The 13,518-nt window shown below is 45.0% G+C and carries 9 protein-coding genes and 1 pseudogene; 7 read left to right on the top strand and 3 right to left on the bottom strand.

Features of this window, described 5'->3' with window-relative positions; translation table 11 throughout:
- Positions 1-6 precede the first annotated feature (6 nt).
- Positions 7-3,257: pseudogene (locus M1P97_RS16390) on the top strand (SUMF1/EgtB/PvdO family nonheme iron enzyme).
- A 143-nt stretch (positions 3,258-3,400) separates the two neighbouring features.
- Here M1P97_RS16390 and M1P97_RS16385 read toward each other — a convergent pair.
- Positions 3,401-4,102, bottom strand: a complete 702-nt coding sequence (locus tag M1P97_RS16385; protein WP_249389624.1) for an SIR2 family NAD-dependent protein deacylase — start codon at positions 4,100-4,102, stop codon at positions 3,401-3,403.
- Between the two features lie 322 nt (positions 4,103-4,424).
- Between M1P97_RS16385 and M1P97_RS16380 the strand changes: the two genes are divergently transcribed.
- Positions 4,425-4,883 (top strand): hypothetical protein, encoded by a 459-nt coding sequence (locus M1P97_RS16380; RefSeq protein WP_249389623.1) that lies wholly within the window; start codon positions 4,425-4,427, stop codon positions 4,881-4,883.
- Positions 4,884-5,271: 388 nt separating this feature from the next.
- On the opposite strand, the gene M1P97_RS16375 is transcribed toward M1P97_RS16380, so the two are convergent.
- Together M1P97_RS16375 and M1P97_RS16370 are read right to left on the bottom strand one after the other, a co-directional pair.
- Complete coding sequence (locus M1P97_RS16375; protein ID WP_195372401.1) at positions 5,272-6,741, bottom strand: glycoside hydrolase family 125 protein; 1,470 nt, start codon at positions 6,739-6,741, stop codon at positions 5,272-5,274.
- Between the two features lie 26 nt (positions 6,742-6,767).
- Positions 6,768-7,952: a glycoside hydrolase family 76 protein gene (locus M1P97_RS16370; RefSeq protein WP_249389622.1), complete on the bottom strand. Its 1,185-nt coding sequence runs from the start codon at positions 7,950-7,952 to the stop codon at positions 6,768-6,770.
- 791 nt (positions 7,953-8,743) lie between these two features.
- On the opposite strand from M1P97_RS16370, the gene M1P97_RS16365 reads away from it, so the two are divergent.
- The 5 genes from M1P97_RS16365 to xseA all read left to right on the top strand — a co-directional run bounded on the left by M1P97_RS16365 (position 8,744) and on the right by xseA (position 13,509).
- Positions 8,744-9,331, top strand: coding sequence for an FKBP-type peptidyl-prolyl cis-trans isomerase (locus M1P97_RS16365; RefSeq protein WP_129730337.1), 588 nt, complete (start codon positions 8,744-8,746; stop codon positions 9,329-9,331).
- A 13-nt stretch (positions 9,332-9,344) separates the two neighbouring features.
- Positions 9,345-10,061, top strand: coding sequence for an FKBP-type peptidyl-prolyl cis-trans isomerase (locus M1P97_RS16360; RefSeq protein ID WP_195372399.1), 717 nt, complete (start codon positions 9,345-9,347; stop codon positions 10,059-10,061).
- A 170-nt stretch (positions 10,062-10,231) separates the two neighbouring features.
- Positions 10,232-10,699 carry an Lrp/AsnC family transcriptional regulator gene (locus tag M1P97_RS16355; protein WP_028728227.1) on the top strand — a complete coding sequence of 156 codons (468 nt, stop codon included), beginning with the start codon at positions 10,232-10,234 and terminating at the stop codon, positions 10,697-10,699.
- A 109-nt stretch (positions 10,700-10,808) separates the two neighbouring features.
- Positions 10,809-12,185, top strand: coding sequence for a S8 family peptidase (locus tag M1P97_RS16350; protein ID WP_195372398.1), 1,377 nt, complete (start codon positions 10,809-10,811; stop codon positions 12,183-12,185).
- A complete protein-coding gene (gene xseA / locus M1P97_RS16345) occupies positions 12,166-13,509 on the top strand; it encodes an exodeoxyribonuclease VII large subunit (protein WP_195372397.1) in 1,344 nt (447 codons plus the stop codon). Before M1P97_RS16350 ends, xseA begins: the two co-directional genes overlap by 20 nt.
- Positions 13,510-13,518 lie beyond the last annotated feature (9 nt).

The following is a 13,518-nucleotide window of genomic DNA, read 5'->3' as shown; positions in this document are numbered from 1 at the left end:
TCATCTATGTGGAAAAAATTATTGATTACAGGATGTTTGACCTTCAGCTTATTGAGTGGAGGGATATTATCCGCACAACCTAGTTGTGAGACAAAAGAGGAAGTTACCTCCGAGCAGCTGGACAGGACGCAAAAAGGGCTGGTTGAAATGATGAAAGAGTTGAAGAACGACTCTTATTTTCAGACAGAACTCGATAAGGCTGCCTCCCTGTCGACACCTTCCAAACGGATGGAAGCCTATAAAAAACTGGCTACCCGTTTGCTTTCTGTTTTGGAGATACAGGCGGAACTGGAATGGATGAAGCCGGAGGCTATCCAGGAAGCTTTGGGTATCATGAAAAAAAGTTCCGGTTTTGATGCTGTACTGGCAGATAAACGTTTCGGTGAATTGAAATCGTTGCTTGCCGGAGGTTTCGACGGGATATATACCTGTAATCAGCAGGCTATCGACAATGCCAACAAAGCATTGACATTGAAACGCAAGTTGATGGTGATGAGCCCGGATGTGAATGTGGATAAAGTGTTGACAGTCAAATTTGATCTGACCGGAAGAGCAAATTATGTAGGAGCCGGAAGCCTCGGTATTCAGCCGAATAACTGGTCGAATCTGAGTTCTGCCAGTCGCAACAACTTTAAAGCACAACTGATCGAGTTGTCAGGCCTGAAAAGTGGCGACCTGAGTGGAAAGGTACTTTATGAACCGGCAGTGGACGGTTCTTCCGTTACCGATTTGGTGTTGAACTGGGACGGGCAAAGGGTGATGTTTACTGCTTTGGATTCGGTTACCTGCGTCGTCTGACATTCGACCAGGATGCAAACTGGCATCCGGTAGTAATGGCAAACGGAAAAGTAATGTATGTCCGTTGGGAATATACCGACCTGACACACTATTTCTCCCGTATCGTTATGCATATGAACCCGGACGGAACGGAACAGAAATCGCTGTATGGCAGCGGTTCTATGTTCCCGAACAGCATTTTTGATGTACAGCCGCTACCGAAACACACAAACCGTTTTGTCGGTGTTATCTCCGGACATCATGGGGTGGCACGTTCCGGCCGTCTGATGATCTTCGATCCGGCAAAAAGCCGTAAAGAAGAAAAAGGCATGATCCAGGAATTGCCTTTCCGTGGTCGTCCGATCATTCCGGAAATAAAGGATGAGTTGGTGAACGGTGTATGGCCCCAGTTTATCAAACCGTATCCGCTGACAGATGAAACATTCCTGGTAACAGCCAAGCTGTCTCCGTATAGTCGCTGGGGAGTTTATCTGGTAGATATTTATGATAACCTGACATTGGTAGCCAATGCCGATGATGCCGGTATGATTTATTCTGTTCCGGTAAAGAGTACGCCGGTTCCTCCGGCTATCCCTGACCGTATCAAACCGAATGAAAAGGAAGCGACGGTGTTTATCCAGGATATTTATGAAGGGGAAGGATTGCGGGGTGTGCCACGCGGAGAGATCAAATCGTTCCGTGTCTATGCCTATGAATATGCTTATCGCAGAACATTATCAGACCACTATAATCATGGTATTCAGGCAGGATGGGACATTAAGCGTCTGTTGGGAACTGTCCCGGTGGAAGAAGACGGCTCTGCTATCTTTAAGATCCCGGCTAATACGCCTGTCTCTCTTCAACCGCTCGATGCAGATGGGCGTGCCGTACAATGGATGCGTAGCTGGCTGACCGGTATGCCGGGTGAAGTCGTTTCATGCGTCGGTTGTCATGAAGACCAGAACACGATCCCTGTGCCGAAGAGGGTCGCAGCGTCTACCCGTAAGCCGCACGAACTGAAGATAGCCGAAGGAGGTATCCGTTCGTATGCATTTAAGTATGAGATTCAGCCGATACTCGACCGTGCCTGTGTAGCTTGTCACGATGGTAGTAAAGCCGGACGTCCGAATTTTAAAGATACGACTTCCGTTGGTATTACCGATTGGAGCGGTACGCGTTATTTCCAGAAGAGTTACCTGGCATTCCATCCCTATGTGAACCGTCAGGGACCGGAGGCTGATATGTATGTAATGAGTTCGTATGAATATCATGCTTCGACTAGTGAAATTGTCCGTATGTTGGAACGCGGCCATTATAATGTGAAACTGACCGATAATGAGTGGGATCACCTCGTTATGTGGATCGATATGAATGCTTCGGGACGCGGTGAGTTCGACGCTGACCCGTTGGATGGATATGACCAGTATGAACGCCGTATCGAATTGGCTAATAAATATGCTAACAATGCCGGTGTGGATTGGCGTAAAGAGTTGGCAGACTATGCTTCTTATCTGAAAGGCAAAGGTGAAATTCGTCCGGAAATGCCGGAAAAGGCAACTCCTGTTACACATAAAGATGTGAAGATGAAAGGTTGGCCGCTGACGGCTGAGGATATTCGACAAATGCTGGCAAAAGAAAAAAGCCTCCGGAAAGAGATAGAAGTGGCCGACGGTGTAAAGATCGTTTTTGTTCGTGTTCCGGCAGGTAAGTTTGTGATGGGAACGAACAAGGGATATCCGGATCAGGCACCTGAGTTCAAAACAGAAGTAAAACATGGTTTCTGGATGACAGAAAAAGAGTTGACCAACGCACAGTATAACGCTTTGGTTCCGGATCACGATAGCCGCATCTACGCCCAGCATTGGAAAGATCATACCACTCCCGGCTATCCGGCAAACAAGCCTAACCAACCGGTTATCCGTGTAAGTTACGAAGAAGCCATGGCGTATTGCAATATGCTTTCTGAAAAAACTGGATTGAAGGTGACACTTCCAACCGAAGTTCAGTGGGAGTGGGCATGCCGTGGCGGTAGCGACCAACCTTTCTGGTATGGAGCGATGGATGCAAACTTTGGCCCTTATGAGAATCTGGCCGATGTCCAGTTGGAAAAGATGGCCGTAACAGGTATCGATCCACAGCCGATGACGAAAGATAATCCTTGGTTCCCGTATTACAATTACATGCCGAAAGTTGATACAGTCAACGACGGTCTGATGATCCCGACGGATGAGTATAATTACAAACCGAACCCATTTGGATTGATCAACATGCACGGAAACCTACAAGAATGGACTCGTTCGTTGTATGCACCTTATCCTTACAGCGATAAGGCTCAGGCGACAACCAATACCAGAAAAGTGGTTGCCCGTGGAGGATCTTGGGTAGACCGTCCGAAGGATGCAACGGCCACTGCACGCCGTGTATATTTACCCTGGCAACGTGTCAATAATGTAGGTCTTCGTCTGATTATTGAAGACTGAGAATGATTTAATATAAAAGAAAAGATGTTGTATTTTTATGAATACAACATCTTTTCTTTAAAGTAAATAACGTAGAGACTCGGGATTTCTTCTTGTATCCCATATTAATGCGATTATCCAGTACAAAGATAACGAACTTACGGTTAAACGTCATTATTGCCTTTTAGTATTATTGCCAGTTGCTTAACACCTTCCGATGCACCGGCTTTGATGAAGTGGATATCGTTCCGGTAAGTATTTACTTCTTTCGGGTCGATGAGGTAGATTGGTTGGCCGCGACGAACATAATTCAGTAGTCCCGCTGCCGGATAAACATTGAGGGAAGTGCCGATCACCACAAACAGGTCACATGACTCCACCAGGCGGATAGCCGGGTCGATCATCGGAACGGCTTCACCAAACCATACGATAAAAGGACGTAGCTGATTACCATGCGGATCTTTGTCACCGAGGTGGATGTCCGGATGTTCGGGGGAAATATCGTAGGTCGTGTTGAGATCCCGTACGGAACAGGATTTCATCAACTCTCCGTGAAGATGGAGCACGTTGCTGCTTCCTGCCTGTTCGTGCAGGTTATCGATATTTTGTGTGATGATGTGCACATCGAAATCCTTTTCCAGTTCAGCCAGTCCGATATGTCCCGCATTGGGCTTGGTGTTAAGCAATTCCCTGCGTCGCTGGTTATAGAAGTCGAGTACCAGTTCGGGGTTGGAGGCAAAGCCTTCGGGAGTTGCCACATCTTCCACCCGGTATTTTTCCCAGAGACCATCGGAGTCACGAAAGGTCGAAATACCGCTTTCGGCACTCATGCCGGCGCCGGTCAGTACGACTAATTTCTTTTTCATAAGGCTATTGTTGTTTAATTTTACAAAGATAGAAAAGAATGTAGCTAAATGTATCTTCCTATAAATTTTGAAGTGTTTTTTGTTGCAACCTTTAATTATTATCGTACATTTGCTGTGCATTTCCTATATCTCAGGCGGGGATACCTGCCAATTTCCGTGGCGGGCATTTTTATGTCCGCTTACGATCATTCTATATGGCGGTTCCGTACCCCCGTGTAGAATGTTAATGCATCTACTCTGCCTGGGTGGGAAATGCAACGGGACAGGCGGAACCGCTCTTATATTCAGAAAATCTTCGCCTTCACATCTAATATTAATAGGCATGGACACAGAATTTTTAACTGCCCAGCAAAGTGAAGACCTGCAAAGGTTAAGTGGAAACCCCTCTCCTTTTTCTGAAGAAGAACTAAAAGATTTTTACCTCAAACTGGCCCGTCTGGTCAATCCGGGCGCATGTTCTCCTAAACGCTCCGATTTTGAAATATTGAATATACTTAGTAAAGACCTGAAGAGAAACCTCGGATTTTTATGTAAATATACGCAACACTCCTGGGACGAAGGATTGTTGGAGATACAAATGGCCTGCGGCGTTTATTCCGTACAGGACAGTATCCCCAAAATGCAGCGATTAGAAATGAATACTTCTCTGGGGAGGCATTTACAATTTCTTGCCCGGATGGCATCCAGCTGTTCGGTTGCAAGAAAGATGCACGCGGAATATACCCGACATTTTATTAATGTAGAATACCTTTTAAAGCAAATGGGAAATAAGACTAACTGAGTGGCAGGAGCCGGGAAAGTAATTTATTTCTCCCTATAAACTAATCGGAAAGTTAGGACTCTTTGCTGCCACGGTGTACAGGGTAACTGCGTAGGGTGTACCGGGTAACAGGACAAGGTGTACACCTTGGTGGATTATCCTGTACAGGGTAGTTTTACAAACCGGGGAGTTAACAGTTAGTTTGTCATAGGTCTTGTTCTAATGAGACTGAGGGATGGTGATAGTTTCTTTCTCTTGCAGTCAAACTATGACAGATGACAGACGCTATTGCAGACAAAAGAGGAGTCTGCAATAGCGTATCAGATTGTTATGCAGTATATTATATCGGTATATTGCAGATGACAGATAAATTGTCCAAACATTTTGTTGGATAACTATAATTACTCTGTTATCCCAGATTATTCAGGATATCTGTCTTTCCTTCCTGTACCAGGCGATAAATCATTTCTCCGAACAGGGTATTGACCCAGGCAAACCAGGAGCGGGTAAAGTTCTTTGGATCGTCTTTGTGGAACGATTCGTGCATGAAACCGGTTTCTCCATCGGTATCGCGCAGCATTTTAACGCAGTGGCGTATTTCTTCCGGATCGCTGGTCGTGTTGCATCGCATGATGATACTCATCGGCCAGATAAAGTCGAAGCCGATATGCGGTCCGCCGATACCTTCACCGGCCTTACCTTTGAAGAAGTAAGGGTTTAATTCGCTAAGTACCAGTTTGCGTGTGTTCTGATATACAGGGTCGTTTACATCGACACATCCCAAGTAAGGCATTGCCAGCAAACTCGGAACATTGGCATCGTCCATGAAAACATGATTGTAGAAACCATCTGCTTCGAATGCATATACTTTACCGAATTCAGGATGCTCGACGATTCCGTATTTTTCGATGGCGGCAGCCACTTCGTCAGCCAATGAATCACACTGGCGGGCAAAATCGTTATCCTTTTTGATGTCGCGCATCATCTCGGCCAGCTGGCGCAGGGAAGTTACGGCAAACATATTCGACGGGATCAGGAAGCCGAACAGGGTCGCGTCATCCGAAGGACGGAAAGACGAAACGATCAGGCCTACCGGACGTACCGGGCTACCGTAACCATCATTCAGCAAGGTATCGCCCTGACGGTCGGTCTTACGGGAGAAACGGTAAGGGCCGAGGCTGTCTTTACGTTGTTGTTCGATGAAAGTTTTATAGACAGATTTCATTGCTTTGTCCCAGTCTGCATCGAAAGGAGAGGTGTCGCCCGTTTTTTTCCAGAAGTGATAAGCCAGGCGGATCGGGTAACAAAGTGAGTCGATCTCCCACTTACGTTCGTGGAGCTCTTTCTTCATCTCCGTACGGTCGCTTTCCCATTCGCTGCCTGTCGGGCCTTCGTTGAAGCCGTTGGCATACGGATCGATGTTAATGCACCAGGTCTGACGGTTGATTACACCGGCCAGCATGGTTTTTACTTTCGGATCTTCATTGGCGAATTTGATGTGTGGGAAAACCTGTGCTGACGAGTCACGCAACCACATCGCGTGGATGTCGCCTGTCAGGACGAAAGTGTCGGGTTTACCGTTCACCATCTTATGTTCGCAGGTGGTATCCAGTGTGTTCGGGAAACAGTTTTCGAACATCCAGGCCAGTTTCGGGTCTTTTAGTTTTGCTTTAGTTGTTTTGATTGCCTGTTCTACGGCTGGCGAAGAAAAGTGACGCTTCTCCAGTGCCGGACGCAGACATGTGTACTGCGAAGTCTCAGAAATAACCGGCGAACCTGTAGCAGCTGACTCTGCTATGTGGGCAAACGATTTTTGTCCGACCAGCAGGCCTGCCAGTGAAAGGCTCCCGGATTTCAGGAAGTTTCTACGTGTAGTCATGATGAGTTTACGTTTTTGTTTTATGATTATTGAATATTATTGATCTCAGCAAAAAGTTCAATCATGCAGGCGTTGTCCAGCAACCATTTGAACTTCTTATTCTTGGTTCCCGCCCAATCATTCCCCAGGAAACCGTTCTCGTCACGTGTATTTTGCCACGCATAACGGGCATTATCAGCCATGGTATTCACATACTCGTAATTGTTGTCGACCTCTGCCAATGCGAGAAGGCCACGCAGCAAAATTACATTGAACCACGGATTTGCGGGGTAAAAATAAGCATCTTTTCCATCAATTCCAGTACGTTTATTCAAAAAATGCTTGTAAGCACCCTTCGCAGTATTTTGTGCATCTTGGAGGAATGTTTCATCCGAAGTTGTTTGATAAAGCAGTACACCGGCCTGTATCATCTGCCCGCTGTTGTAGGTGAACTTTGCTTTGCCGATTGTCTTATCGAGGCTTATGTTGTCCCAATAAACCGAGTCGGCAGGGTCGCATAAGTTTGTCTTTGTCCAGTTGTAGGTTTTTATGGCCTGGTCCAGGTATTTTTGTTCTTTCGTCAGGTTGTACAGTTTCATGCATAAAACGGCAGCCGGTGCATTCGAACAGGTGTTTTTGGATACTTTTTTCTGTTCGCACCAGTAGATACCGCCATCCAATACATCATCCCAGCCGCTATAAATATATTCGTGCAACTCTTTTGCTTTCAGTAGATACTGCTGGTCGTTGGTGAGTGCATACAGATCGCAGAAGTCGATTGCCAGCCAATCATTGTCATCATAGAAACGGTCGCTTTCGCCGTTGAACATAGGATAGCTTTGATAGCAATGCGGGTTGCGGGTGTTATCCCAGTATAAATCCAATCCCGGGATGATACGTTTTTCCAATATTTCCAGGTATTTGTTATCACCGGTTGCATCATACAGTGCGATACATCCCGACAACATACCGGAGTAGGGCCAAAGGAAAGATACTTCCTGATCCTTTTTCTGTTCGCTTCCTTCAGCAAGGTAAGTGACTTGGTTTTCAGGGTTAACCGGGTAGGTCTCAGAAAGAAGACCATACTTTTCGACATTATACTTTGTCAGAATGTTGGTCAGTAGCGAGTCTGCGATAATCACATCCCTGTTCGCATGGGGTTGTGGTTGCTTGGCGCACGCACAAAAACATATTGCGAGCAGGCAACATTTAAAAATTGGTCTAATTCTCATGGTCTATATATTTGAATTGAAATTGAAAAATGCAAATGTAATATATTTTCTTTAGTTCGGTTTTGAAATTCGGCTCTCTTTATCGAATAAATGACAAATAATTCGACGGATGTGAAAAGTGAAGGTTGAGTGGCGAAAATACGCTGTAAGGCAAGCTCTGTTCGCTCTCAGTTTTGAAACTCTTTATTTTTCCCATTGTAGCCTATAAAAGTATCCAACTTCCGGGTCAGTTAAATAATATTCATAATGTTTCCATTTTCTTTTTTGATGAAGTAATGTAATGCATATAATATGCTGGCAAGTAATATTCCTAATGAAAAACATAAGGATGATAATGCAATAATGGCATTTGTTTGGTTGTTAAAGACTAATATCGCAAAACCAAATAATGGAAGCTAATCCTGCCTGGCTGTTAAATATTGTGTATAGATTGTTTTTAAGGAAACGCATAAGAATTAATATTAGTGTATAAAAAAAGCAATGAATGATTATATCAAACATTGCTTGTCAACTATCGATTTTTGTCAGTCAGTCTGATCCCATAATAACACCTCCTAAATTACTTTTTGTTATTGACTACTTTACTACTAGTAGTCATTGCAAAAATAGTTGATCGGGATGAAAGAAAGAAGAAGGGGGGAAATCAGTTAATTAATCACAATTTAGTGGAAGATTCCATTAGTCGTTCTCCCATAACAGATGCAAAAGTAATAAAAAAGTACCTTCTGATGACGTTTGTGTACTTAAAAGCATTACTTTTGTAGCTTGTAATTAGTTGAAAACGAAAAAGAATGGATAAAGTAAGTTATGCACTTGGCTTAAGTATCGGAAATAATTTCCAGAACTCAGGCATTAATGATCTTCAGGTTGAAGACTTTGTAAAGGGATTGAAAGATGTTTTGGGTAATCAGACTCCTGAAATCAGTTATGACGAAGCTAAGCAAGTGATCAACGATTACTTCATGAAGCTACAGAAAGAAAAATTCGAAGTAAACAAAAAAGCCGGAGAAGAGTTTCTAAACATCAACAAAGGTAAAGCGGGTGTTGTTACATTACCCAGCGGATTACAATATCAGGTACTTCAAAAAGGAAACGGTGCGAAACCGACCGCATCCGATCAGGTGAAATGCCATTATCACGGTACATTAATTAATGGAACAGTATTTGATAGCTCCGTACAGCGCGGTGAACCGGCTGTATTCGGTGTATCGCAGGTGATCCCGGGATGGGTAGAAGCGCTGCAACTGATGGAAGTGGGCTCAAAATGGAGATTGTTCATCCCTTCTGACCTGGCTTATGGCGAACATGGTGCAGGTGAAGCGATCGAACCGAACAGTGCATTGGTATTTGATGTTGAATTATTGGACATAGTAAAATAATTTATAGAGAAAAATGAAAAAGATTAGTGTTTTAGCCGCTACAGCTATTGTAGCATTGGGCGTTTCTGCCACTTCTTGTGACTCAAAAAAGAGCGCGAACCTGAAATCATCTGTGGATAGCGCGAGCTATGCAATTGGTGTTGCTAACGGTAGCATGTTCAAACAGAACCTGGATGGTATGCCTGGTGGTCCTGCTAATGTAGATGCTTTATTAGCAGGTTTCGAAGCTGCTATGAAGGGTGATTCTACCGGATTGAAAATGACTCCGGAACAGGCTCAGACTTACCTTAATACTTATTTCGTAGAAGCTCAGGCTCGTGACGCAAACAAGACAAAAGAAGAAGGTGAAAAGTTCCTTGCTGAAAACAAAGCTAAGGAAGGCGTTATCACTACTGAAAGCGGTTTGCAGTACAAGGTTGAAACAGAAGGTACAGGTGCAAAACCGACAGCTGAAGATCAGGTGAAAGTACATTATACAGGAACATTGTTGGATGGAACTAAGTTCGATAGCTCTGTTGACCGTGGCGAACCTGCTGTATTCGGTGTTGGTCAGGTGATCAAAGGATGGACTGAAATCCTGCAGATCATGCCGGTAGGTTCTAAGTATGTGATCTGGGTTCCTTCTGATCTTGCTTATGGCGAACACGGAACTCGTGGTATCAAACCGAACAGCGTATTGAAATTCGAAGTGGAATTGCTGGATATCGTTAAAGACGATCAGAAAAAGTAATTTCTCATTTTAGTAGATAAGGGAGCGGGTAATTTATGCTGAAAAGCATTAATTGCCCGCTTTTATTATTTATTTGCTACTTTTTTCTTTCAGAATGATAGAATGTTGAAAATTATTATATACTTTTGATATATAAATAATTTAGAGCGTATAATAAAGCGATAGAAAACATGGAGAAAATAGACAAGCTAGATCGGCAGATATTGAACATTATTTCAAAGAATGCCAGGATTCCTTTCAAGGATGTAGCTGAAGAGTGTGGTGTGTCTCGTGCAGCCATTCATCAAAGGGTACAGCGCATGATTGATATGAATGTGATCGTTGGATCGGGTTATCATATTAATCCTAAAATTCTGGGATATAATACCTGCACGTATATCGGTGTTAAATTGGAACGTGGTTCTATGTATAAGGATGTGGTTCCTGAATTTGAAAAAATACCGGAAGTTGTTGAGTGTCATTTTACTACCGGTCCGTACACAATGCTGATCAAGTTGTATGCCCGCGATAATGAGCACCTGATGGAGCTTCTGAACTCGAAGATTCAGGAAATACCGGGTGTAACGGCTACAGAAACGTTGATCTCATTGCGCCAGAGCGTGAAACGTGAGATTCCTATTTGCAATGTCAACGAATAATTTGTAACATAATAAACGGCCCGGCCTCCTGAAGAGTTGCCGGGCTTTTTTATATCCATAGCAATTATTACCTTTGTAAAACCAATGTAATACAGAGTTTATTTGTTCCATGAAAAGATATGTAGGACTTATCATATTATTAAGCTGTTTTTCCTCATGGCTTGTTGCCGGGGAAAGCTATTGCTTTCGTGTCTATCTGAAAGATAAAGGCGATTCCGGTTATACAGTAGACCAACCGGAAGCATTCCTTTCGAAAGAATCTATCCAACGTCGTGAGAAAACCGGTACGCCTGTATCGGTCACCGATCTCCCCATAGCACGTTCTTACCTGGATACATTAGCTTTGGCAGGGGCTGAACCGGTTGTCCAGAGTAAATGGTTTTCTACTGTGGTGGTGACGAGCCAGGACAGTACTGTTGCCGACCGGTTGAAGGAGCTGACTATTGTCGACTCCGTAAAATGGGTATGGAAAGGCAGTAATGTGGTTACTGCCGAACAGGAGGAGCAGGACGAGCGCTTCTTTCCGGCAGATACTCCGCTAAAAGACAGATATGGATATGCCAGTGAACAGATTAAAATGCTTAACGGCATCAAATTACATGAGGCCGGATTCCAGGGAGAAGGTATGCGGGTGGCTGTGATAGATGCCGGTTTTCAGAATGTAGACCGTATCAGTGTGTTTGATTCGTTGAGGCTGATCGGTACGCATAATGTGGTTTGCCCGGGACAGAGCGTATATAATGCCGACGATCATGGAACGAAAGTGCTGTCTTGCCTGGCTGCCGATATGCCGGGTATCATGGTGGGGACAGCCCCTAAGTCGTCTTATCTCCTGATTAAGAGCGAAGATAGCGATTCCGAGTATCCCATCGAGGAAGACTATTGGGCGGCTGCGGTTGAGTATGCCGATAGTGTGGGAGTCGATGTGATCACTTCATCGCTCGGGTATTTTGCTTTTGATGTCGATGAATTATCGTATGACCAATCTGCCCTTGACGGCAAGACAACATTGATCAGCCAGGCGGCTCATATGGCTGCCCAGAAAGGTATCCTGATGTTTTGCAGTGCAGGAAATGAGGGTAACGGGGTTTGGGGAAAGATCACTTTCCCGTCCGATGCATCGGATGTGCTGACAGTGGGAGCGATCACGGAAGAAAAGAAGAAAAGTGTTTTCAGCTCTGTCGGTTTTACGGCCGACTATCGGGTGAAACCGGATGTGGTGGCACTGGGTTCGGGTAGCTGTGTGATCGACCCGAAAGGAAATGTGCGTTATGCCAGCGGAACTTCTTTTGCCACGCCAATCCTGGCAGGTCTGGGTATTTGCCTGTGGCAGGCGTTACCCAAGTTGAGCAACAAAGATATTATAGACCTGCTACACCAGGTGTCAAGCCAATCCAAACGGCCTGATGCCGAGCTGGGATATGGTATTCCCAATATGTACAAAGCTTATAAGAAAGGACTTCAATATGCCGGGGCTGAACATTAATCCGGAATATACAGGCAATGAACGTCGGGAGTTCTCTTTACTGGAATTGAATAATCTGGTACGGGGAGCGATCAGTGACGCTTTTCCCGGTACTTGCTGGGTACGTGCAGAAATGAGTGATGTGCGGACCAATGCAGCCTCCGGTCATTGTTATCTGGAATTTATAGAAAAGAATCCGGTAACCGGCCAACTGGTTGCCAGGGCACGAGGCTCTATCTGGGCGAAGACGTTCCGGATGCTGAAGCCTTATTTCGAGATGGAGACGGGGCAATTGTTTGCTTCCGGGCTGAAAGTGCTGGTAAAGGTTTCCATCGAGTTTCATGAGTTGTACGGATATAGCCTGACTGTGACGGATATTGATCCGGCTTACACGATGGGCGATATGCTCCGACGCCGGATGGAGATCATCCGCCAGTTGAAGGAAGAGGGTGTATTTACGCTTAACAAAGAGTTGCCTTTTCCTGAATTACCTAAACGTGTTGCCGTTATCACTTCGCCTACTGCGGCAGGATATGAAGATTTCCTGAACCAACTGGCACATAATAAGGCCGGTTATCCTTTTTATACAAAGCTTTTTCCTGCTCTGATGCAGGGAGAAAAAACGGAAGAGTCGGTTATTGCGGCGCTGGACCGTATTTATCATCATATCGATTGTTTTGATGTGGTGGTGATCATTCGTGGAGGTGGAGCGACCTCCGACCTGAATAGTTTCGATTCGTATTTATTGGCAGCTAATTGTGCCCAATTCCCTTTGCCGGTTATTACCGGTATCGGTCATGAACGTGACGATACGATTCTGGATATGGTGGCTCATACCCGGATGAAGACGCCGACGGCTGTGGCGGAATTCCTGATCGGCCGTATGGATGCGGCGGCGATGGAGTTGGAGGAGCTTCAACAGGATGTCAGCGAACTGGCTACCGGGATCTTGCAGAAGCAAAGGAACTTCCTGCAATTGTTGGGAACCCGTCTTCCTGCAATCACTATCAACCGGATTGAACGCAACCGCTCTCTTTTGCAGATGCTGGGTAATAAGCTTCCGGTATCTGCTTCAGCCATGTTGTTGCGTCGTCGTTCCGTGTTGGACACATTGCAGTTGCAATTACAGAATCGTGTAACTTCCCGGATCACGGAGGGTACCCGTTTTATCCAGCTGACGGAGCAGTTCATCAAAATGGCTTCTCCCGATTATGTACTGAAGCGAGGCTATAGCCTGGCCCTCAAAGACGGCAAAATAATTAAACATGCCACTGAACTGAGTTCCGGTGACGAACTGGTCACCCGGTTTGCGGATGGGGATGTGAAGAGTATCGTTAAAAAATAAATCATTCCG

Origin of the sequence: Parabacteroides leei, assembly GCF_023369805.1 — a bacterium.
GTDB classification, from domain to species: Bacteria; Bacteroidota; Bacteroidia; order Bacteroidales; family Tannerellaceae; genus Parabacteroides; species Parabacteroides leei.
The sequence above is the reverse complement of the archived record's forward strand: the minus strand, read 5'-3'. Positions and strand labels throughout refer to the sequence as shown.

Excerpts from the sequence above, each read along its gene's own strand:
- M1P97_RS16385 (WP_249389624.1), bottom strand. The coding sequence starts at position 4,102 with ATGAAAAAGAAATTAGTCGTACTGACCGGCGCCGGCATGAGTGCCGAA.
- M1P97_RS16380 (WP_249389623.1), top strand. The coding sequence starts at position 4,425 with ATGGACACAGAATTTTTAACTGCCCAGCAAAGTGAAGACCTGCAAAGG.
- M1P97_RS16375 (WP_195372401.1), bottom strand. The coding sequence starts at position 6,741 with ATGACTACACGTAGAAACTTCCTGAAATCCGGGAGCCTTTCACTGGCA.
- M1P97_RS16370 (WP_249389622.1), bottom strand. The coding sequence starts at position 7,952 with ATGAGAATTAGACCAATTTTTAAATGTTGCCTGCTCGCAATATGTTTT.
- M1P97_RS16365 (WP_129730337.1), top strand. The coding sequence starts at position 8,744 with ATGGATAAAGTAAGTTATGCACTTGGCTTAAGTATCGGAAATAATTTC.
- M1P97_RS16360 (WP_195372399.1), top strand. The coding sequence starts at position 9,345 with ATGAAAAAGATTAGTGTTTTAGCCGCTACAGCTATTGTAGCATTGGGC.
- M1P97_RS16355 (WP_028728227.1), top strand. The coding sequence starts at position 10,232 with ATGGAGAAAATAGACAAGCTAGATCGGCAGATATTGAACATTATTTCA.
- M1P97_RS16350 (WP_195372398.1), top strand. The coding sequence starts at position 10,809 with ATGAAAAGATATGTAGGACTTATCATATTATTAAGCTGTTTTTCCTCA.
- xseA (WP_195372397.1), top strand. The coding sequence starts at position 12,166 with ATGCCGGGGCTGAACATTAATCCGGAATATACAGGCAATGAACGTCGG.